Origin of the sequence: Pectobacterium sp. HCp5_1 (assembly GCF_032905925.1) — a bacterium.
Taxonomy (GTDB): Bacteria; Pseudomonadota; Gammaproteobacteria; order Enterobacterales; family Enterobacteriaceae; genus Pectobacterium; species Pectobacterium brasiliense_A.
This window is the reverse complement of the sequence record NZ_JAUMIO010000005.1, coordinates 34,322-55,163: the sequence shown is the minus strand read 5'-3', so window position 1 is coordinate 55,163 and position 20,842 is coordinate 34,322. Positions and strand designations below refer to the sequence as shown.

18 protein-coding genes are annotated in these 20,842 nt (G+C 53.8%); 7 read left to right on the top strand and 11 right to left on the bottom strand.

All coding sequences use genetic code 11. The annotated features are described in order from the left end of the window. Window positions 1-59: 59 nt before the first annotated feature. Window positions 60-509 carry a ferric iron uptake transcriptional regulator gene (gene fur / locus Q3A88_RS05605; RefSeq protein ID WP_010285452.1) on the bottom strand — a complete coding sequence of 150 codons (450 nt, stop codon included), beginning with the start codon at window positions 507-509 and terminating at the stop codon, window positions 60-62. A gap of 330 nt (window positions 510-839) precedes the next feature. After that, on the bottom strand, window positions 840-1,367 hold the full coding sequence (gene fldA, locus Q3A88_RS05600) for a flavodoxin FldA (RefSeq protein WP_010285453.1): 528 nt from the start codon (window positions 1,365-1,367) through the stop codon (window positions 840-842). Window positions 1,368-2,253: 886 nt separating this feature from the next. Here fldA and Q3A88_RS05595 point away from each other — a divergent pair. Further along, on the top strand, window positions 2,254-3,921 hold the full coding sequence (locus Q3A88_RS05595) for a methyl-accepting chemotaxis protein (RefSeq protein ID WP_110163633.1): 1,668 nt from the start codon (window positions 2,254-2,256) through the stop codon (window positions 3,919-3,921). A gap of 118 nt (window positions 3,922-4,039) precedes the next feature. On the opposite strand, the gene ybfE is transcribed toward Q3A88_RS05595, so the two are convergent. Continuing rightward, a complete protein-coding gene (gene ybfE / locus Q3A88_RS05590; protein WP_039275394.1) occupies window positions 4,040-4,321 on the bottom strand; it encodes a LexA regulated protein in 282 nt (93 codons plus the stop codon). Between the two features lie 289 nt (window positions 4,322-4,610). Continuing rightward, window positions 4,611-5,378 carry an esterase gene (gene ybfF / locus Q3A88_RS05585; protein WP_317177560.1) on the bottom strand — a complete coding sequence of 256 codons (768 nt, stop codon included), beginning with the start codon at window positions 5,376-5,378 and terminating at the stop codon, window positions 4,611-4,613. A 261-nt stretch (window positions 5,379-5,639) separates the two neighbouring features. Between ybfF and seqA the strand changes: the two genes are divergently transcribed. Both seqA and pgm read left to right on the top strand, forming a co-directional pair. Beyond that, window positions 5,640-6,176, top strand: a complete 537-nt coding sequence (seqA, locus tag Q3A88_RS05580) for a replication initiation negative regulator SeqA (RefSeq protein WP_039498814.1) — start codon at window positions 5,640-5,642, stop codon at window positions 6,174-6,176. A gap of 176 nt (window positions 6,177-6,352) precedes the next feature. After that, window positions 6,353-7,996 (top strand): phosphoglucomutase (alpha-D-glucose-1,6-bisphosphate-dependent), encoded by a 1,644-nt coding sequence (gene pgm, locus Q3A88_RS05575; RefSeq protein WP_317177559.1) that lies wholly within the window; start codon window positions 6,353-6,355, stop codon window positions 7,994-7,996. Between the two features lie 63 nt (window positions 7,997-8,059). Here the strand turns inward: pgm and Q3A88_RS05570 are convergent, their stop codons facing one another. The 7 genes from Q3A88_RS05570 to kdpF form a co-directional block, all read right to left on the bottom strand. After that, a complete protein-coding gene (locus Q3A88_RS05570; protein WP_110163630.1) occupies window positions 8,060-8,488 on the bottom strand; it encodes an EamA family transporter in 429 nt (142 codons plus the stop codon). A gap of 82 nt (window positions 8,489-8,570) precedes the next feature. Then, window positions 8,571-9,251: a two-component system response regulator KdpE gene (gene kdpE, locus Q3A88_RS05565; protein ID WP_317177558.1), complete on the bottom strand. Its 681-nt coding sequence runs from the start codon at window positions 9,249-9,251 to the stop codon at window positions 8,571-8,573. 5 nt (window positions 9,252-9,256) lie between these two features. Then, window positions 9,257-12,019 (bottom strand): two-component system sensor histidine kinase KdpD, encoded by a 2,763-nt coding sequence (kdpD, locus tag Q3A88_RS05560; protein WP_317177557.1) that lies wholly within the window; start codon window positions 12,017-12,019, stop codon window positions 9,257-9,259. A gap of 102 nt (window positions 12,020-12,121) precedes the next feature. After that, on the bottom strand, window positions 12,122-12,697 hold the full coding sequence (gene kdpC, locus Q3A88_RS05555) for a potassium-transporting ATPase subunit KdpC (RefSeq protein WP_317177556.1): 576 nt from the start codon (window positions 12,695-12,697) through the stop codon (window positions 12,122-12,124). 19 nt (window positions 12,698-12,716) lie between these two features. Further along, window positions 12,717-14,861 carry a potassium-transporting ATPase subunit KdpB gene (gene kdpB, locus Q3A88_RS05550; protein ID WP_317177555.1) on the bottom strand — a complete coding sequence of 715 codons (2,145 nt, stop codon included), beginning with the start codon at window positions 14,859-14,861 and terminating at the stop codon, window positions 12,717-12,719. 15 nt (window positions 14,862-14,876) lie between these two features. After that, complete coding sequence (gene kdpA / locus Q3A88_RS05545; RefSeq protein ID WP_317177554.1) at window positions 14,877-16,565, bottom strand: potassium-transporting ATPase subunit KdpA; 1,689 nt, start codon at window positions 16,563-16,565, stop codon at window positions 14,877-14,879. After that, a complete protein-coding gene (kdpF, locus tag Q3A88_RS05540) occupies window positions 16,565-16,654 on the bottom strand; it encodes a K(+)-transporting ATPase subunit F (RefSeq protein ID WP_014914657.1) in 90 nt (29 codons plus the stop codon). The genes kdpA and kdpF overlap by 1 nt, the downstream gene beginning before the upstream one ends. Before the next feature lie 421 nt (window positions 16,655-17,075). Between kdpF and Q3A88_RS05535 the strand changes: the two genes are divergently transcribed. The 4 genes from Q3A88_RS05535 (at window position 17,076) to Q3A88_RS05520 (ending at window position 20,750) form a co-directional block, all read left to right on the top strand. Beyond that, a complete protein-coding gene (locus Q3A88_RS05535) occupies window positions 17,076-17,282 on the top strand; it encodes a YbfA family protein (protein WP_010299142.1) in 207 nt (68 codons plus the stop codon). Between the two features lie 284 nt (window positions 17,283-17,566). Continuing rightward, entirely contained in the window at window positions 17,567-18,526 is a 960-nt protein-coding gene (locus tag Q3A88_RS05530) for a YbgA family protein (RefSeq protein WP_110163624.1), read from the top strand. 21 nt (window positions 18,527-18,547) lie between these two features. Continuing rightward, complete coding sequence (gene phrB / locus Q3A88_RS05525; RefSeq protein ID WP_317177553.1) at window positions 18,548-20,014, top strand: deoxyribodipyrimidine photo-lyase; 1,467 nt, start codon at window positions 18,548-18,550, stop codon at window positions 20,012-20,014. Continuing rightward, window positions 20,007-20,750, top strand: a complete 744-nt coding sequence (locus tag Q3A88_RS05520) for a type 2 GTP cyclohydrolase I (RefSeq protein WP_110163622.1) — start codon at window positions 20,007-20,009, stop codon at window positions 20,748-20,750. The genes phrB and Q3A88_RS05520 overlap by 8 nt, the downstream gene beginning before the upstream one ends. Window positions 20,751-20,842 lie beyond the last annotated feature (92 nt).

The following is a 20,842-nucleotide window of genomic DNA, read 5'->3' as shown; positions in this document are numbered from 1 at the left end:
ACCAGTTAGAAGACAAAAATAAAACCGCCTCGGCGGTTTTATTTTTTTATGCGGTCGATTTATCGTGTGGAATCGTGCAGGGTTTCATCCTCTCGGCAATCCCCTTCACTGCAATGCCCATAAAGATACAGACTGTGGTTGGACAGTTTAATGCCGTGTCTTTCTGCGATCTCACGTTGACGTGCTTCGATATATTCATCGCGGAATTCAATGACTTTGCCACAGTCGAGGCAAATTAAGTGATCGTGATGATGCTGCTGCGTCAATTCAAAGACGGATTTGCCACCTTCGAAGTTATGACGGGTTACGATACCCGCATCATCAAACTGGTTGAGTACGCGATAGACGGTAGCGAGACCAATCTCTTCGCCCATATCAATCAGTTTCTTATATAAATCTTCCGCACTGACGTGATGGCAGACAGGGTCCTGTAACACTTCCAGTATTTTCAGTCTTGGAAGAGTGACTTTCAGGCCGGCCTTCTTTAATGCGGTATTGTTGTCAGTCATGCGGGTTTAATCCTGTTGCTTACTTATCAATGGAGGCTGCCTAGCCTATGACATCGGTCGGCTCAAAAAATGCAAAAGCGTCTCAATTATAGAACCGCGCATACAAAATGAAAACAAGGGAATGTTAACAATATTGTCCCCATTCACACTATTGGTATACAACGCAATTCGTTGTTGATGAATGAGGAAATGATGATGCACATACAAAGCCGATGGGATTATTGTACAGGTTTACTGATAGAAGTTAAAAAAATGTATCAATTATTATGAAAGGTTTTACCTATCAATGCTGTTTTCGGCTCTGATAGGGATTATCAGAGCCGAAATGGCTTAGCCAACCAGTTCTTTCAGGTTCAGCTCATCGCTGATCTGTTTCACCCACGTTGTTACGCGTTCGCTGGTCAGTTCAGGCTGGCGGTCTTCATCGATAGCCAGACCGATGAAGTGATTGTCGTCGGCGAGCCCTTTAGAGGCTTCAAAGTAATAGCCCTCTGTTGGCCAGTGGCCGACAATTGTCGCGCCGCGAGGTTCAATGATGTCACGGATGGTGCCCATGGCATCACAGAAGTATTCTGCATAATCTTCCTGATCGCCGCAGCCAAACAGAGCAACCAATTTTCCTGTGAAATCCACTTCTTCCAGCGACGGGAAGAAGTCATCCCAATCGCACTGAGCTTCACCGTAATACCAGGTTGGAATACCCAGCAGCAGAATATCGAAACCTTCGAGGTCTTCTTTGCTGCTTTTGGCGATGTCATGAACATCAGCGACGTTGGTGCCTAACTGCTGTTGAATCGTTTTGGCGATGTTTTCAGTGTTGCCGGTATCACTGCCAAAGAATATTCCGATGAGAGCCATGAATTAAATAACCTCTTGATTCCTAATGGTATGGTGTAATGTTTCACCCACTTATCTGTTAATAATAACAGACACTCACATCGGGAGAAACTCGTATCGGTAAGGATGCGTAAATCAAGAGTGTGTGGAATGCGGGGTAAGTAAGAAAACGAAAACCTCTCTGTTGATACTAAATCCCCTATAATGAATAGGGATTATGTTATCGTCTGAGATTCAGTACACATTTCCTTAATATAATTGCGGTTATATATTTGCAACGACGTTTCATTTTTTATGGATGTATTTTTTATTTCTCTGGTTGTTTCAATTGTAATTAAAAGCAGACTTCTGTTTGTGAAAAATAAAAATCACGGAGCGGTACATCACTATTCCTGAGAATTAAAGTGCACACAAAAGATAATGTTTTATAGGACTGAAAATCGGTAACATTTCTCGGGAATATTCTTAATGAATGGAAATAAGAATTATAACCATTTGCAGCTGAAACGATGTAATCATGAAAGAAAGGGTTTTATTCTTTTGATGTTAAAGAATAAAATGAAAACTCATCTCAAATCACCTTATTGCCTAATAGGTATGTCCGTGCCAACGCAAGCAGGACGTGGGTGCGCGGCACGTTTGATTGCAACTCTCTGATTAAAAGACTTATATCTATAGAAATAGGTGAATTTATTCTCAGTGTGAAAAATTATATTAATAAATATAGCGAGAACGCTAAATATTCTCTGTATTTAGCCGATGAGTTAGCGTGGTTTTTGAGTTTTCAACTCGGTGAAATGTGAACGCTAGGGAGAAGTGACTTGTTTCATGGTGTGAATTTTCTGATTCATATCGGTTGATTAGCGATAAAAATCTTTTTAACCATTTTCCTGATTTGGAGTGAGCTATGAAACTTATAAAAAATATTGCCATCAGAACCGCGATGCTGTGGGTGCTGGGCATTTTTTGTGTTCTTTGGGGTGGCGTATCGATATATACCATGTTCTCTTTTAAAGAGATGACGGCGACCTCGAAAACCAGCACCTTGCTGGTTCAGAACATGAATTTTATCAACCAGGGCAACGATCAATATTTCCGTATGGTAACCCGTCTGGCGCGTGCGGTTGACGCTCGTCGCAGCGGTGATAATGCTACCGCAGATAAAGAGCAGGCTTCTGCACTTGTCGCGCTGGATAAACTGAAATCAGATTTGGTGGCGTTTAATGCTATCGATCATGCGGATCTGGATGCTGCGCTGGTACAGGCGGTCAGCCGTGACTGGAATAACCTGGTGACTCAGGGCGTTGAACCGCTTTACCAGAAGGCCGTTGCCAACGCGTTGGATGACTACCAAAATCAAGCCAAAAACGTTGTGCCACCATTGAGTCGTCAATTTGGTGCCTCTCTCTCCGCATTCAGTAACGCCAGCGCAGAGAAATTTGATGCCGCAGGTGTTCGTTTTGAAGAAATCACCACGATTGGACAGAACATTTTGCTAAGCGGGCTGATTATTGGTCTGATCATGCTGTTCCTGACCGATCGCTATCTGGTGGTATGTCTGGTTCGTCCGTTAAACGATCTGCGCTATCACTTTAGCGTGATTGCTTCCGGCCACTTGGGCAAACCGATTCTGGACTTTGGTAATAACTGTGTCGGTCGCTTGTTCCCACTGCTACGTGAAATGCAGGGGAGTTTGGCTAGCACGGTTAGCACGATCAGAAACAGCACGGATTCCATCTATCAGGGGGCTTCTGAGATTGCCGCAGGCAACAACGATCTGTCTTCACGTACCGAAGAGCAAGCGTCCGCGCTGGAAGAAACGGCGGCGAGCATGGAGCAACTGACGGCAACGGTGAAACAGAACGCCGAAAACGCCAACCACGCCAGCCAACTGGCATTACAAGCCTCGACAACGGCGAAGAAGGGCGGTGAAATCGTTGAGAGCGTGGTGAAAACCATGGCGGAAATCTCCGGCAGCTCGAGAAAAATCGCAGAGATCACCACTGTGATTAACGGCATCGCGTTCCAGACCAACATTCTGGCGTTGAACGCGGCGGTAGAAGCGGCGCGTGCGGGTGAACAAGGCCGCGGGTTTGCCGTGGTAGCGGGCGAAGTCCGCAGCTTGGCGCAGCGCAGTGCGCAGGCAGCGAAAGAGATTGAAGGGCTGATTTCTGAGTCTGTTCGCTGTGTGGATACCGGCTCCAATCTGGTTAGCGACGCGGGTGACACCATGCAGGATATCGTTCGTGCGGTGACTAACGTGACGGATATCATGGGCGAAATTGCGTCGGCATCGGAAGAACAAAGCAAAGGGATTGCACAGGTTGGTCAGGCCGTGGCAGAAATGGACAGCGTAACGCAGCAAAACGCCGCGTTGGTTGAACAGGCCTCGTCAGCAGCCTTGTCGCTGGAAGAGCAGGCGGCGCTGTTGAACCAGACTGTATCGCTGTTCCAACTGTCCGATATGCAGTCAGGACTGCAAGTGGCGGCAAAACCTGTGCAGAAAACGCCGGCGATTTCCCCGCGTGCAAGCAAGGCGCTACCGCCCAGTAACGACAACTGGGAAAAGTTCTAAGCGTCGTTTTAATCTGAGATAGCGTGTGTAATCTTGGGTGAATGCTCAGGCGGCGTCAGAAATGGCGCCGCACAAGATGTGAATACTTAAGTTATTTATAAATATCAGGTTACGTCAATCAGGATTGCTGTTCGGCCAACTGCGCCAGCAGCATCTCTTCAATCAATTCACTGCGGCTAATGTTCCGCTCTTCAGCAAGGCTGTTCAGGATATCGACTGCTTCACTGTTAATCTTTAATTCAACACGGCGCAACCCACGAACTTTATCGCGACGTAGTTGATTACGCTTGTTAATTCTTAGTTGTTCGTCACGCGTGAGCGGGTTGGTCTTGGGGCGGCCCGGACGACGCTCGTCTGCGAACAGATCCAGTGTGGTGCGATCCGTTTGTTCTTTTGCCATAAGTAATGATACTGCAAGGTATTCGGACCAAAATACACCGCGTTGCCCGTCTTGTTCAAAAGATACAACCGATGCCTATTCTCATCCTGCTACAGGATTGTCAGGTGGCGGTTTTCTATCTGTGAAACATGTTGGGAGTGATGCGTGCATTTTGATGAAGTGGTTACAATGCTTGTGGCTGAATCAGCCGTCCCTCTACTGCGGGCGCCATCATACCCTAGCCGCACTGGCGGCGACAACGGTTAACTGCCGCCGTTATCATGAATCCGCCAGTGTCAGTGCCGTCTGGTTAATCCGTGTCCAGAAAACGGTGGATAGCGCGCAAAACCGCATCGGGTTTTTCCGAGTGAACCCAGTGTCCAGCACCGCTGATCACATGCGCACGCGCTGCCGGGAATTGACGCAATAGCGAATCGCGGTGGGAATCGTCCAGATAGGGAGAATCACCACCGCGAATGAACAGGATGGGTCCTTGCCAGGCCGGAACCTCTTGCCAGCCAACGATGTTTTCGTACTCATCCCACAGCACTGGCACGTTAAAACGCCACTCTCCCTGTTGGAAGGATTTCAGCAAAAACTGAATTACGCCGTCTTCTTTTATGTGCTGGCGCATGAGTGTTGTCGCTTCTGCGCGTGATGTCACGCCCGCTTCCGTTACGGCACGCAGCGCGGCAAAGATAGTGTCGTGGCGGCGCACCTGATAATCCACCGGTGCGATATCAATGGCGACCAGCTTGTCCAAGCGTTCGGGAATGAGCGCGCTGAGCGCCATGGCGACTTTTCCGCCCATGGAATGCCCAATAACGATAGCGCGTTCGATGTTCAGCTCATCCAGTAATGCCAGCACATCCTGCGCCATCGCGGGGTAGTTCATCTGCGATGAACGCGGCGACAAACCGTGATTACGTAAATCGATTTGCAGAATGTCATGCGTGTTTTGCAAATCCCGGCCCAATACGCCAAGGTTATCTAATGTACCAAACAGGCCATGAATCAGGACGACAGGGAGCTTATCTGTGGGCTGGTGCGCATTTTGCCAGCGATGATTCAATTTCATGGTGAAGTTCATTCAGAGAGACATGGGCTTAGGGTATCATGACTTTAGAATGAATGTTGTCACTGAAGGGGCAGCAAGGAATGAAAGGCTTTGGGGCATAGTCTGACTTTTGCTATTGTCCCATTATGCCGCTGTTCGATAATGTTTGAACGCCTGTATAATCCTTTTGATTTGAGTCATCTATCCATCGATGTCGGGCTACAGAAAGGAAAATGTCTCTGTAATTTGCATGGTAATGGGTAAAAACAGCACTGGATAAAGATGAAAACTATTGAAGTCGACGAAGAGCTTTATCGTTATATTGCCAGCCACACACAGCATATTGGTGAGAGCGCATCAGATATTTTACGGCGCATGCTGAAATTTACCGCTGGGCAGCCTGTTATAACGCCTGCGGTAACGGCTGCCGCAACGACGACGTCTCAGCCTGCCGCTGCACCGAGCCCGCGCGATCGGGTACGAACCCTGCGTGAGCTGCTGCTGTCGGATGAATACGCTGAACAGAATAAAGCCATCAATCGCTTTATGCTGGTTCTGTCCACGCTGTATACCTTATCGCCGCAGGAATTTGCTGCCGCGACAGAATCTCTTCATGGCCGCACCCGCGTCTATTTCGCGGGCGACCAGCAAACGTTGCTTCAGCATGGCACACACACCAAGCCCAAACATATTCCGGGCACGCCATACTGGGTGATTACCAACACGAATACCGGTCGTAAACGCAGCATGGTTGAGCACATCATGCTGACGATGCAGTTCCCTGCGGAACTGACAGAAAAAGTGTGCGGCACTATCTAATTATTTATCTATAGCCTAAATAATTCGAGTTGCGTGAAGGCGGCAACCGCACGAGTCTCCAGGAGCTTACATAAGTAAGTGACTGGAGTGAGTAAGGGCAGCCAACGCACAAGTAGCTTGAAGTATGACGGATATATCAACCACTTATCTAACTACAGCGTTAGGGAGAAGCGCCAATGGCTAATCACCCAAGGGCCGGACAGCCTGCCCGGCAGAGCGATTTGATTAATGTGGCACAGTTAACGTCACAATATTATGTGCTGCGCCCGGAAGTCGGCAACACAGCGCACGCGGTGAAATTTGGTACGTCTGGCCATCGCGGTAGCGCGGGGCGTCATAGCTTTAATGAACCGCACATTCTGGCGATTGCACAGGCGATTGCCGAAGAGCGTAAAAAGCAAGGCATCAGCGGCCCGTGCTATGTCGGTAAAGATACTCACGCGCTCTCCGAGCCGGCGTTTATCTCCGTGCTTGAGGTGCTGGCTGCCAACGGCGTGGATGTGATCGTTCAGTTGGATAATGGTTTTACCCCAACGCCTGCGGTGTCTAACGCGATTCTGGTTCACAATCGTCAGGGCGGTGCGCTGGCGGACGGCATTGTGATTACGCCGTCCCACAACCCGCCGGAAGATGGCGGGATCAAATATAATCCGCCGAACGGTGGCCCTGCGGATACCAACCTTACTAGCGTCATTGAGACGCGTGCGAACGCGCTGCTGGCGGATGAACTGCGTGACGTGAGGCGCATTACGCTGGATCAGGCATTGAACAGCGGACACGTCCATGAACAGGATCTGGTTCAGGCCTATGTCGAAGGGCTGGCTAGCGTGGTGGACATGGCGGCGATCCAACGCGCCGGTCTGAAACTGGGTGTCGATCCGCTGGGCGGTTCCGGTATTGCCTACTGGCAGCGTATCGCAGAGCACTACAAGCTGGATCTGACACTGGTGAACGATGCCGTCGATCAGACATTCCGCTTTATGTCGCTGGATCATGACGGTGTGATCCGTATGGATTGCTCGTCAGAATTCGCCATGGCTGGGCTGCTGGCGCTGCGTGACAAATTCGATCTGGCGTTTGCCAACGATCCTGACTATGACCGCCACGGTATTGTCACGCCTTCCGGGCTGATGAACCCGAACCACTATCTGGCGGTGGCGATCAACTATCTGTTCCAGCACCGTCCTCAGTGGGGACAATCTGTTGCTGTCGGCAAAACGCTGGTATCCAGTGCGATGATCGATCGCGTAGTGGCAGATTTGGGTCGTAAGCTGGTGGAAGTACCGGTTGGTTTCAAATGGTTCGTTGATGGTTTGTATGACGGTAGCTTTGGCTTCGGTGGTGAAGAGAGCGCGGGGGCGTCTTTCCTGCGCTTTGATGGCACGCCGTGGTCGACGGACAAAGACGGCATCATTCTGTGTCTGCTGGCGGCGGAAATTACGGCCGTGACGGGTAAAAACCCGCAGCAGCACTATGATGAGCTGGCACAGCGTTTTGGCGCGCCGAGCTACAACCGTATTCAGGCTTCCGCGACGCATGCGCAAAAAGCGGTGCTGTCTAAGCTGTCACCTGAGCAAGTATCAGCCAGCACGCTTGCGGGCGATCCGATTACTGCACGCCTGACCGCTGCTCCGGGTAACGGTGCATCGATTGGTGGCCTGAAAGTGATGACGGAGAACGGCTGGTTTGCCGCGCGTCCTTCCGGTACGGAAGAAGCCTACAAAATCTACTGTGAAAGTTTCCTCGGGGCGGAACACCGCGAGCGAATCGAGAAAGAAGCGGTAGAAATTGTCAGTGCGGTACTCGCAACGGCTAAATAACTGAAAAGGCGCTGCTTGCAGCGCCTTTTTTTATCTTGTACGGACAGAAAACGCAGAACGCCTTTATCCCAATGCGACCAGTAGCGCTCCGACGGAAATCAGCGCCACACCGGCTCCCGCTATCAGCGAAATCTTTTCTCCCAGCAGAATGACTGCCAGCACGACCGCGAAGACCACGCTGAGCTTATCGATCGGCGCGACCTGTGCGACGTTACCGTTCTTCAACGCCACAAAGTAAAATAGCCACGACAGCGCACCGGCAACACCGCTGAGCACAATGAACAACAGCGCTTTCTTATTGGCGACAATCTCACCGAGCAGCGCCAGCTTACCCTGTGCGACCACCACGCCCACCAGGAAAAGTGCCATGATGACGGCACGAATTGCGGTCGCCGTATTGGCGTCCAAATTTTGCAGACCGATCTTGCCAAATATCGCGACCATCGCGGCACATACAGCAGACAGCAAGGCGTAAATTAACCAACTACTCATGACGGCGTATTCCTGAAGAAAAGACAGGCGCGTACTGCGGGAGAGGTTCTCCACGGACGTTGCCTAATACAGGAAGATGATTTTACGGCATAAAACGATAGCCGATAGCGGTTTCAGTCAAGAGATGGCGCGGTCTTGCCGGATCGCTTTCCAACTTCTGGCGCAGGTGCCCCATATAAATGCGCAGATAGTGGCTATGCTCGACGGCGTTCGGCCCCCAAACCTGCGTCAGGAGCTGGCGTTGCGTCAGTACTTTGCCGGGGCTGGCGAGCAGCGTTGCCAGCAGGCGAAATTCGATGGGCGTCAGGTGCAGTTCCTGACCGTCGCGACTCACCTGCCGATTAAGTAAATCGACAGTAATATTCCCGAAGCTCACCAGCGGCGTTTCCTGCGGTGTATTGCTATGACGCCGCAGCGCGACGCGCAACCGTGCCAGCAATTCGCCGATGCCGAACGGTTTCGTCAGATAATCATCGGCACCCGCATCCAGCGCGTCTATTTTATCCTGCTCGTCGGTGCGGGCAGACAGCACAATCACGGGCAGGCTGCTCCACTGGCGTAAATCGCGGATGTAGTCGATACCATTGCCGTCCGGCAGGCCCAAATCGAGAATAATCAGATCGGGCTTACGCGTGGCCGCTTCCAGCAAACCGCGCTGCATCGTTTCTGCGTCAAACACGCGACAGCCTTCGCCTTCCAGCGCCTGACGAACAAAACGACGGATCTCTTTTTCATCCTCAACGATCAGAATAGTGGCCTGCAATGGATTCAGTGCTCCTCAATATCTTCCGGTTCGAGATCCGGCGGTGCCGATAGCGGTAGCGTGAAGTGGAAAGCGGCACCGCCGCTTTCCGCATTCGTTGCCCAGATACGGCCGCCGTGAATTTCCACAATTGCCCGACAGATCGCCAGCCCCAGTCCCACGCCGGGAATCGACGACTCTTTGTGGCCACGAGAAAATTTATCAAAAATCATGTTTTCTTGACCAGGTTCAATCCCCGGACCATTGTCCTGCACGATGATTTCCAGCGCATTTTCCTGCGTACCAGACTGCGAGGCTGTGTTCTCTGCAATAAGGCCGGTGGGAATAACGCTCGCTGAAATCGCGATCGTGGCCTGCTCTCCGGCGTACTTCAGCGCATTCTCCAGCAAGTTAATGAACACGCGTTCCATCAGCCCCGCATCACAATAAACCAGAACCATCTCATCAGGTAGATTAACCTGAATGGTGTTTTTCGCCAGTGCGCTTTCCAACTGTTGCAGGGCACTGCCGATGAGTTCCTCCGGCGTTTGCCACTCTTTGCGCAGGTTAAAGCCGTCCGACTGAATACGCGCCATATCGAGCAAATTATTCACCAGCCGCGTGGTGTTTAAAATGTGCTGGCGAATCTGGTTGGCCTGCTGAGCATAAGGCGACCCTTCGCTTGCCAGATTCAACGTTAGAATCTCGGCCTGACCAAAAAGGACGGTCAGCGGCGTGCGGAGGTCGTGCGAGAGCGCGGCAAGCAGCGAGTTACGCAACTGCTCACGCTCGGCATCCAGACGGGCATTTTCCGTACTTTGCATCAGATGCAGACGCTCCAACGCATTGGCGATCAGTACGGTAAAGGTTTCCAGCAGGCGCTGTTGTTCAGGGATCATCAGCTGGCGGGCGTTATTGGGCTCGATTGCTAACACGCCGAAGATTTGCTGCGTGGTGGCGAGCGGCAGGATCTGATACGACACGCCGGGCAGGGTGGACGTTCCCGCTCCGGCCGGCGCGCGATGATCGAAGCTCCAGCGGGCGATAGCACGATCGACAATCAACTGCTGACCGTCCCGCGTGGGCTGTGCGAGTTCGGGCGACGTATGATGGAGGCTATCGGCGAGCAGAACCGCGATTCTGGCCTGAAACGTCGTGCTGAGAAAATGCTGGCTGGCTTCGACAATATCGGCGCTGGACAGGCTGCGGTTCAGCGCCTTGGACATCTCATACAGATGGCGGACGCGCTGCTCGCGATAGCGGGCAACTCTGGCCTGATAGCGCACGCCAGCAGTCAGATTACCGACCAGCAGGCCGACGCCAAGCATCACGGCAAAGGTGACCAGATATTGCGCATCCGACACGGCAAACGTGCCGCGCGGTAGAATAAAGAAGAGATCAAAACTGGCGACGTTGATGACGGCGGCGAACACCGACGGCCAGCGGCCAAAGAAGAGCGCGACGATCACCACGGCCAGCAGATAAATCATCACCAGATTGACCGGCTCCAGCATGGCGAATGGCGACCATGACGCGAGCAGGGTGATAAAGGCGCACAGCAGCGTGGCGAGCCCGCAGCCAAACAGCTGCATACGCCATTTTTCTACTATCCCGCGGGCATCAGGCGTTTTAATCGGTGTGGCTGGCGTGTCATCCTGCACGGCCACCACGACCAGATCGAGATCCGGCCCCAGTCGGCCGAGCCGTTCGGCAAAGCGGGTGCGCCACCACCAGCCGAAGCGCTGCTCTACGTGGCGGCCAATAACGATCTTGCCGAGGTTGTGCTCGCGCGCATAGCGCAGGACGGCAAGTTCTTCGTCGGGTTCAGATAGCGTAACGGTTTCTGCCCCTAAATCCTGTGCCAGCTTGAGCGCCCGCAAGATGGCGCGCCGCTGCGGTTCAGGCAAGCGGTGCAGACGCGGTGTTTCGACGTAAACGGCGTGCCAGGTGCTGCCCAACCGTGCCGCCAGCCGCGCAGCCGTACGCACCAGTTTTTCATTGCCCGTGCCGTGGCCGATGCATAACAGAATGGCATCGCGCGTATGCCAGACCTGTTCGCGTCCTTTTCCGGCACGCATGGCGCGCATTTGATCGTCAACCCGATCCGCCATGCGCCGCAGCGCCAGCTCACGCAGGGCGATCAAATTACCTTTACGGAAAAAATTCTCGACGGCGCGCTCGGCCTGTAGCGGCAGATACACTTTGCCTTCATTCAGGCGCTGCCGCAGATCGTCCGGCGGCAGGTCTACCAAAATCACTTCGCTGGCCTGATCGAAAATTGGATCCGGTACGGTTTCCCGTACCCGAATTCCTGTGACGCCGCCGACCACATCGTTCAGGCTTTCCAGATGCTGAACGTTCACTGTCGTAAAGACGTCAATACCGGCATCGAGCAGTTCCTGCACGTCCTGCCAGCGCTTGGGGTGGCGGGAGCCGTTTACGTTACTGTGCGCCAGTTCGTCGATCAGAATCAGCGCCGGACAGCGCGCCAGCGCTGCATCCAGATCGAATTCGACAGTATGGCGACCATGGTGGCGAAAATGCTTGAGCGGCAGCAGCGGTAAGCCATCCAGCAGCGCAGCGGTTTCGCTACGGCCGTGGGTTTCGACCACGCCGACAAGGATATCCAATCCTTGAGCGCGTAGCCGCTGGGCTTCCTGCAACATGGCATAGGTTTTCCCGACGCCCGCGCAGGCACCAAAAAAGATTTTTAGCTTGCCGCGCGGTGGCGCACCGACCTGAGCCAACAGGCTATCGGGATCCGGGCGACGATCTTCACCGTCAATCATGTTCTATCCCTTATTAGCGCGGCCTGAACCGTGGTCAGGCCGCAGCAAAGACGGCGGGGAGTCTGGCTCCCCGTATAATGATTAATAGTAACTCAGAGCCAGTTAAGGCAGGGGTTTTTCCTTATCCAGGGCCAGATTCAGCAACAGGACATTGACCGCCGGCTGCCCAATGAACGCGGGCTTACTCGTTTCGGTAAAGCGATCGATCAGTTGCTGTACCTGTTGGAGCGACATTCCTCTGGCTTGCGCGATGTAGAGCGCCTGATAGCGCGCGGCTTCTGGGGAAATCTGCGGATCCAGACCGCTGCCGGATGCCGTCAACAGTTCAACAGGTATCGGCTGCTGATTGCCAACCACCTGATGCCAGTGAGCGGCGCGTTCGCCGATCTGTTTGTCCAGCGCCGGATTACTGGCGGCCAGATTGCTACCGCCGGACGCCAATCCGTTATAAGGCGCATCTGACGTGGCGGAAGGACGCCCCTGAAAATAGCCCGCCCGACTGAACGCCTGCCCGATCAGGGATGACCCTACGGCGGTATTCTCACGGTAAATCAGCGATCCGTTTGCCTGTGTTGGGAACAGCCACTGTGCCAGCACCGTTGTCAGTAGCGGGTAGGCCAGACCGGTAACCAGCAGCAATAATAAGAATAAAAACAAAGAAGAACGTAAATAGCGCATAGCGTATACCCGTCAGTCCTTAAGCCAGATTCAGCCCAGTCAGCAACATATCAATCAGCTTGATACCGAGGAACGGTACCAGCAGCCCGCCAAGACCATAAATCCACAGATTGCGGCTTAACTGCGCCGCGGCACTCATTGGTCGATAGCGAATCCCTTTGAGCGCCAGCGGGATCAGAAACACGATAATCAACGCATTGAAGATCACCGCCGACAGCATGGCTGAGGTAGGGGAATGCAACTGCATCACGTTGAGCGTATTGAGCTGCGGATAAGTGGCAGCAAACGCAGCCGGGATAATGGCGAAATACTTCGCCACGTCGTTGGCGATACTGAACGTCGTCAGCGAGCCCCGTGTCATCAGCATCTGCTTACCGATGTGCACCACTTCGATCAGCTTGGTTGGATTGGAATCCAAATCAACCATGTTGCCTGCTTCCTTTGCTGCCTGCGTGCCGGAGTTCATAGCCACCGCCACATCGGCTTGCGCCAGCGCGGGAGCATCGTTCGTGCCGTCGCCCGTCATCGCCACCAGTCGACCTTCGGCCTGATATTGGCGAATCAGCGCCAGCTTGGTTTCCGGTGTCGCTTCCGCCAGAAAATCATCGACGCCTGCTTCTGCGGCGATCGCCGCTGCCGTGAGCGGGTTGTCGCCGGTGATCATCACGGTTTTGATCCCCATACTGCGCAGTTCGGCAAAGCGTTCTTTGATGCCGCTTTTCACGATATCTTTCAGTTCCACCACGCCAAGCACGCGCTTGCCTTCTGCAACGACCAGCGGCGTCCCCCCGCTGCGTGCGACGTTGGAGACCGCTTCTTCGACCTGATGCGGGAAGTCACCGTTGTTCGCTTCAATGTAGCGGCGCAGGGCATCGACGGCACCTTTACGAATGGTGCGCTGACCGAAATTGACGCCGCTCATGCGCGTCTGGGCCGTAAAAGGGACAAAAGTCGCGTCCAGCGAGCTAAGATCCTGATCTGCCAGATTAAAGCGTTGCTTCGCCAGCACCACGATGCTGCGCCCTTCAGGCGTTTCATCGGCTAAGGAGGCGAGACGCGCGGCGTCAGCCAGCGCTTGTTCGGTCATACCCGGTGCGGGCAGGAAAGCCGAAGCCTGACGGTTGCCCAGCGTAATGGTGCCGGTTTTATCCAGCAGCAGAACGTCAATATCGCCCGCCGCTTCGACGGCACGCCCGCTGGTGGCAATCACGTTAGCGCCCAGCATCCGGCTCATCCCTGCCACACCGATGGCCGACAGCAGGCCACCGATGGTGGTGGGGATCAGACAGACGAGCAGGGCGACAAGCACGGTCACGCCGACAACATCGCCGCTGTGATTCGCCTGTACGCCGAACCAGGAGAACGGATAGAGCGTGGCGGTGACCAGCAGGAAAATAAGTGTCAGCTCGATCAGCAGAATGGTCAGTGCGATCTCGTTCGGCGTTTTCCGGCGCTGCGCCCCTTCGACCATGGCAATCATTCGGTCGAGGAAGGTTTCGCCGGGATTGACGCTGCACTGAATCACCAGCCAGTCGGACAGCACGCGTGTGCCGCCGGTGACGGAGGCGAAATCGCCGCCGGACTCGCGGATTACCGGCGCGGATTCTCCGGTGATGGCGCTTTCATCGACGGACGCGCCGCCTTCCAGCACCTCACCGTCGCATGGAATGGTTTCACCCGCGCTCACCAGTACGATATCGCCCTTGCGCAGGCTGTCGGCTGGCACCGATTCTGAACTGGCATCGTGATGCGGTGCGGCGAGCTTGTTAGCCCAACTGGTTTTCTTGACGCCTTTCAGCGCATTTGCCTGCGCCTTACTGCGACCTTCCGCCAGCGCTTCGGCCATGTTGGCGAACAGCACGGTAAACCACAGCCAGAGTGATACCAGCCCAGTAAACACGGCGTTGCCTTCCGTTTTACCGGCCAGAATCGCCAGCCAGACGAGGGTGGTCAGCATACTGCCGAGATACACCACGAACATGACCGGATTGCGCCACTGCACACGCGGGTCGAGTTTCTTCAGCGCATCTTTCAGCGCCGAGCGGATTAACGCTCTGTCAAACAGCGCTTGCTGTTTACGTTTGCCAACGTGGCGGGAAGCCTCGCCCTGCTGGGCAGAGGCCGGTTTCTGTGTTGCCTGATGATTCATCGTGTGACGAGTCATAAAAAGTCTCCAGCCTTAGTGAGTCAGGCCGAACTGTAAATGTTCAGCGACTGGCCCTAACGCCAGTGCAGGGATAAACGTCAGTGCGCCAATCAGCAGGACGATAGCGATGAGCATGCCGATAAACAGCGGACTACGAGTAGACAGTGAGCCTTTGCTTTCTGGCTGGCGCTTTTTCACGACCAGCGAACCGGCGATAGCCAGCACGGGGATCATGACGGCAAAGCGGCCCAGCAGCATGGCGACAGCGAGCAGCACGTTATAGAACGGCGTGTTGACGCTCAGGCCGGCAAACGCGCTGCCGTTGTTGTTCGCGGCAGAGGAAAAGGCATAGAGCACTTCGCTAAAGCCGTGCGCGCCGGGGTTCAGAATGCCGCTGCGCCCAGCTTCCGTACTCAGCGCCAGCGCCGTGCCGAGCAGCACTAACGCAGGAGGAATAAGAATCGCCAGTGCCGTCATCTTCATCTCGTAGACTTCGATCTTTTTGCCCAGATATTCCGGCGAGCGGCCAATCATCAGGCCGGCAATAAAGACGGTCAGAAGCACGAACAGCAGCATGCCGTACAGGCCAGAACCGACACCGCCGAACACCACTTCGCCAATTTGCATCAGCCACATGGGAACCATGCCGCCGAGGGCGGTGAAAGAGTCGTGCATGGCGTTCACCGCACCTGTCGAGGTAGCCGTGGTGACAACCGCATACAGGCTGGACGTCAGAACGCCAAAACGCGTCTCTTTCCCTTCCAGATTTGCAGCGCTGTCCGCGCCTAATGCCAGCAGATGCGGGTTACCGTTGACCTCCATTTTCATCACCACGGCAGCGGCGACGATAAAGATCAGCGCCATCGCCCACAGCAGCGCGTGGCCCTGACGCTTGTCGCTCACGGCGTTGCCAAAGGCGAAACACAGTGCGGTAGGGATCAGCAGGATCGCCAGCATTTGCACGCTGTTGCTCAGCGCGGTCGGGTTTTCAAACGGGTGTGACGAGTTAGCACCAAAGAAACCGCCGCCGTTGGTGCCCAACAGTTTAATGGCTTCCTGTGAGGCAACCGGCCCCATCGGCAGCGTTTGGGCTGCGCCGTCCAGCGTGGTTAGATGCTGGTAAGGCAGCAGGTTCTGCAACACGCCCTGACTGACAAAAAACAGCGCCAGCAGCAGGGACAGCGGCAGCAGCACATACAGCGTGATGCGAAACAGATCGAGCCATGCGTTGCCCAGCGTGTCGACGCAGCGGCGGGAAAACGCGCGGATTAACGCGAAAGCGACGGCGATGCCGCTGGCGGCAGACAGGAAGTTTTGTACCGTTAGACCAGCCATCTGGCTCAGGTAGCTCAACGTGTTTTCACCGCTGTAAGCCTGCCAGTTGGTGTTGGTAGCAAAGCTGATTGCTGTGTTCAACGCCAAATGCCACGACAACCCCGGCATATTTTCTGGGTTAAGCGGCAGAATCCCCTGCGCCATTAACAGGACAAACAGGACGGCAATGCCGATCAGGTTAAGCGTCAGAATAGCCGCCGCATACTGTTGCCAGCGCATCTCCGTCGTATCGAAAGCGAAAAGGCGCGCCGTTCCCGCTTCAAACTTTTGCAGGAGCGCACCCGTTTCGCCCTCAATCAGACGGGCCAGTCCGCTGCCCAGCGGCTGGGCTACGATCAGTACCGTGAGTAGCAGCCCAAAGATCAGTAAAAAAGCGTCAGCGGCCATCAGAATTCCTCCGCCTTCAACAAGGCATAAACCAGATAGACCAGTAACAGCAGCACGAGCAGGCCGCCTAAGACGATGCTAAGCGTCACAACACACCTCCAGAACAAAATAGACAGCGTCAGGGTAGGAAAACGCAGGAAAAGAAGGTGCAAATTTCCCGTCTGTGGGCGTAAAAAAAGTATAAAAATGGGCTGAAAAGTAGACGGTGGAAGCGGTAATGGCACTACGGTGCCAACAACATCGTTTGCGGTGGGAAGGTGGTATCAAGAGAAAGGGATAAAGTGATCCAATCTAAAACCATAAATTAACTAATGGTAAGTTTATTTTTAACGTTGCTGTAACTTAATGACGTGATGATGAAAAAACTGGCGATTATTTCATCTTTTACTGGTCAGATGAGTAGTAAACTTTCAGAAAAGGCGGTAAAATTTTAACCAATGTCACAGTTCTTATTTTATCGTTATGAAAAGCACCGCTGAACAAGGGTGCTTATCCCAGAGGAGGATCGTTATGTCGCTTTATACTACTTATCCCTTGCACCGTATTCTCCTGCGTCGCGCCGCCGTGGTTGCCATCGGCGTGCTGGCGTTACCGGTAATGCTGTTCCGTCGCGATCGGGCGCGTTTTTACAGCTATTTACACCGTGTCTGGCTGAAAACCAGCGATAAACCCGTGTGGATGGCGCAGTCCGAAGCCGCCGCCTGCGATTTTTATTAAGGGCTGCGTATAAGATCTCTCGTGTTTATCTGCTGCATCCCTAAAACGGGAATGGCAGATAAACACGAAAAATGAACCGATGAAGGATCGGTTTAAAGATGTTTTGACGAGATTTACCCATTTCCCTTTCTGCCTGTTCTGCCGTTATTTCTCCCCAATCTCATGATTTATTACTTTATTCTTCGCTGCGACTGCACAGAATTGTGGTGAAATCCGCTATGCTGGTCAGAGGGTTTGCAGAATGCCATCAAGGTAAACCATATTGACCAGCGTAAGGATAAATCATGACGCTCGAACTCATCCCTGTTGGTATCAGCGCCTGTTTACTCGGTAATCCTGTGCGATTTGATGGTGGACACAAGCGTTTGACGTTTGCCGTTGAACAACTGGCACCCTATTTTCGTTTTGAACCGGTCTGCCCGGAAATGGCGATTGGTTTACCGGTGCCGCGTCCGGCGCTCAGGCTGGTACGCAAAGGGGAAAGTGAGATCACGCTGCGCGCCAGCAATGGTTCGCCGCTGGATGTCACCCAGCAGATGGCGACGTTTTCCGCTGACAAAGTCAGCCAGCTTCAGCATTTATGCGGTTATATCGTCTGTGCCAAATCGCCGAGCTGCGGTATGGAGCGCGTGAAGGTTTACGATGAAGCGCAAAAAGATGCGCGTAAAAGCGGAGTCGGCCTGTTTACGCAGGAACTGATGCGGCAAATGCCCTGGCTACCGGTTGAGGAAGATGGGCGTCTACAGGATCCCGGCTTGCGGGAAAATTTCATTGAGCGCGTTTATGCGTTATACGAACTGAATCAGCTATGGCAAAACGGGTTGAGCCGTGGTGCGCTGATTGCCTTTCATAGCCGTTATAAACTCCTGCTGTTGGCACATTCCCAGCCGGAATACCGCGAGCTAGGGCCGTTTGTTGCGGGGATCGATAAGTGGGAATCGCTGGAAGACTACATCGTTGAATACCGGAAGCGTTTGATGAAGCTACTGTCGACGCCTGCGACGCGGCGCAATCACACCAATGTATTGATGCACGTGCAGGGCTACTTCCGACGCCAGCTTAATTCTCAACAGCGACAGGAACTGGCGCAGCTCATCGATCGCTATCGACAGGGCTTGCAGCCGCTACTGGCACCTATCACGTTGCTAAAACATTACATGGCGGAATACCCCGATGCGTATCTGGCTCAGCAGCGTTACTTTGAGCCGTACCCCGAGGCATTACGCCTGCGTTACGGACACTAGTTTGACCGCCCGAGGAATTTCATGAGCACCCATGTAGTCTGGCTACGCAACGACCTGCGCGTTACCGATAATCTGGCGCTGTACGCGGCCTGTCAGGATCCGAACGCCACCGTGCTGGCGATCTTTATCGCCACGCCGGCGCAGTGGGAAAAGCACGATATGGCACCGCGTCAGGCGGCCTTTCTGCTGGAGAACCTGACGCTGGTGCAGCAGGCGCTGGCCGAGAAAGGCATCCCGCTGCATTACCACGAATGTGCTGATTTTTCGGCATCGGTTGACTGGCTGGTACAGTTTTGTGCGCAGCAGCAGGCCACCGATCTTTTCTACAATTACCAGTATGAAATCAACGAGCGGCTGCGTGATAAGCAGGTGAAAGATCGGCTGGCCGATAGCGTAGTTTGTCACGGTTATCATGACAGCCTGTTGTTACCGCCGGGTAGCGTGCTGACGGGTAATGGCGAGATGTACAAAGTGTTTACGCCCTTTCGTCAGGCTTTTATCAAACGTCTGCTGGAGTCGGATACGACGTGCGTACCGGCACCAGACGCGCGCGGTGAGCCGATCAATAACACAGTGGAACTGGTACCGTTCAGCTACCCGCAGTGTGAGGTGGATAGCGATGATTTCCCCAGTGGGGAACGCGCGGCGTTGCAGCAACTGCGCCGTTTTTGCCGCGAGCAGGTACAGGATTATGACCAGCGGCGGGATTTTCCTGCGTTGCCCGGCACCAGCAAACTTTCTCCGTATCTGGCGCTTGGGATCGTATCGCCGCGCCAGTGCGTTAACCGTCTGCGTACCGAATGCCCAGAGATGTTGGAACGGCGTGAGGGCGGGGCGTTTACCTGGTTTAACGAGCTGGTCTGGCGTGAATTTTACCGCCACCTGATTGTGTCTTGGCCGCAGCTATGTAAACACCGACCGTTCACCGCATGGACGCAGTGGGTGAAATGGCGAGAATCGCCGGAGGATTTAGCCGCTTGGCAGCAGGGAAAAACGGGCTACCCGATCGTGGATGCTGCGATGCGTCAACTGAATGAAACGGGATGGATGCACAATCGCCTGCGTATGATTTGCGCCAGTTTTCTCGTCAAAGATTTACTGATCGATTGGCGAGAAGGCGAACGCTACTTTATGTCGCAACTGCTGGATGGCGATCTGGCGGCGAATAACGGCGGCTGGCAGTGGGCGGCGTCGACAGGTACCGATGCGGCACCTTATTTTCGTATTTTTAACCCGACAACGCAGGGCGAGCGCTTCGACCCTGAAGGTCGGTTTATTCGTCACTGGCTGCCCGAACTGGCCGCCGTGCCGGATAACGATATTCATCAGCCCCATCGCTGGGCTGGCAAACACCACCATCAGCTGAACTATCCGCAGCCCATCGTCGACCACAAAACCGCACGTCAGAATACGCTGGCGGCATTTGAGGCGGCGAAAAATATCGGTATGGCGGATAACGATCGAGAAGAGAAAAGTAAGTATGCGTAATGTGGAATTGGAAAGAATCATTAACGAGAAACTGAGCACGGCGACGTTTCAGGACTACGCACCGAACGGTTTACAGGTTGAGGGGCGTGCGGACGTAAAACGTATTGTGACGGGCGTAACGGCCTCACAGGCGCTGCTGGATGCGGCGGTAGAAAAGCAGGCCGATGCGATTCTGGTTCACCACGGCTATTTCTGGAAAAACGAACCGCAGATTGTTTGTGGCATGAAGCGTAACCGGCTGAAAACACTGTTGCTCAATGATATCAACCTGTACGGCTACCATCTGCCGCTGGATGCACATCCGGAACTGGGGAATAACGCCCAACTGGCGGCGCTGCTGGAGATTCAGGTGCTGGGCGCAATCGAACCGCTGGTGCCGTATGGCGAACTGGCGCAGCCCATGACGGCAGACGCTTTTTGCCGCCGTGTAGAAAAACGGCTGGGGCGTAGCGTGCTGCATTGTGGGGATAATGCACCGCAACAGATACAGCGCGTGGCCTGGTGTACTGGCGGCGGTCAGGGTTTTATTGAACAAGCGGCCCGCTTTGGGGTCGATGCGTTTATTACCGGTGAAGTGTCTGAGCAAACGATTCATATCGCGCGCGAAATGGGGCTGCACTTCTTTGCTGCCGGACACCATGCCACTGAACGTGGCGGCATCAAAGCGTTGGGCGAATGGCTGGCGGTACAGCATGGTTTTGATGTGACATTTATTGATATTCCTAACCCGGCGTGATGGGTTGAAAGTCTTGGTATCGCACAGGAATGATGTCACATTTTCGATATTGGCATCGTTGTTGCTTTGCTATTGAGAAGAAAATATATCAG

What these genes read in the sequence shown, in the direction of transcription:
- Q3A88_RS05570 (WP_110163630.1), bottom strand. Translation starts at nt 8,488, where the DNA reads ATGAGTAGTTGGTTAATTTACGCCTTGCTGTCTGCTGTATGTGCCGCG.
- kdpB (WP_317177555.1), bottom strand. Translation starts at nt 14,861, where the DNA reads ATGACTCGTCACACGATGAATCATCAGGCAACACAGAAACCGGCCTCT.
- kdpA (WP_317177554.1), bottom strand. Translation starts at nt 16,565, where the DNA reads ATGGCCGCTGACGCTTTTTTACTGATCTTTGGGCTGCTACTCACGGTA.
- pgm (WP_317177559.1), top strand. Translation starts at nt 6,353, where the DNA reads ATGGCTAATCACCCAAGGGCCGGACAGCCTGCCCGGCAGAGCGATTTG.
- phrB (WP_317177553.1), top strand. Translation starts at nt 18,548, where the DNA reads ATGAGCACCCATGTAGTCTGGCTACGCAACGACCTGCGCGTTACCGAT.
- seqA (WP_039498814.1), top strand. Translation starts at nt 5,640, where the DNA reads ATGAAAACTATTGAAGTCGACGAAGAGCTTTATCGTTATATTGCCAGC.
- fldA (WP_010285453.1), bottom strand. Translation starts at nt 1,367, where the DNA reads ATGGCTCTCATCGGAATATTCTTTGGCAGTGATACCGGCAACACTGAA.
- ybfE (WP_039275394.1), bottom strand. Translation starts at nt 4,321, where the DNA reads ATGGCAAAAGAACAAACGGATCGCACCACACTGGATCTGTTCGCAGAC.
- kdpD (WP_317177557.1), bottom strand. Translation starts at nt 12,019, where the DNA reads ATGATTGACGGTGAAGATCGTCGCCCGGATCCCGATAGCCTGTTGGCT.
- kdpC (WP_317177556.1), bottom strand. Translation starts at nt 12,697, where the DNA reads ATGCGCTATTTACGTTCTTCTTTGTTTTTATTCTTATTATTGCTGCTG.
- Q3A88_RS05595 (WP_110163633.1), top strand. Translation starts at nt 2,254, where the DNA reads ATGAAACTTATAAAAAATATTGCCATCAGAACCGCGATGCTGTGGGTG.
- Q3A88_RS05520 (WP_110163622.1), top strand. Translation starts at nt 20,007, where the DNA reads ATGCGTAATGTGGAATTGGAAAGAATCATTAACGAGAAACTGAGCACG.
- fur (WP_010285452.1), bottom strand. Translation starts at nt 509, where the DNA reads ATGACTGACAACAATACCGCATTAAAGAAGGCCGGCCTGAAAGTCACT.
- Q3A88_RS05535 (WP_010299142.1), top strand. Translation starts at nt 17,076, where the DNA reads ATGTCGCTTTATACTACTTATCCCTTGCACCGTATTCTCCTGCGTCGC.
- ybfF (WP_317177560.1), bottom strand. Translation starts at nt 5,378, where the DNA reads ATGAAATTGAATCATCGCTGGCAAAATGCGCACCAGCCCACAGATAAG.
- Q3A88_RS05530 (WP_110163624.1), top strand. Translation starts at nt 17,567, where the DNA reads ATGACGCTCGAACTCATCCCTGTTGGTATCAGCGCCTGTTTACTCGGT.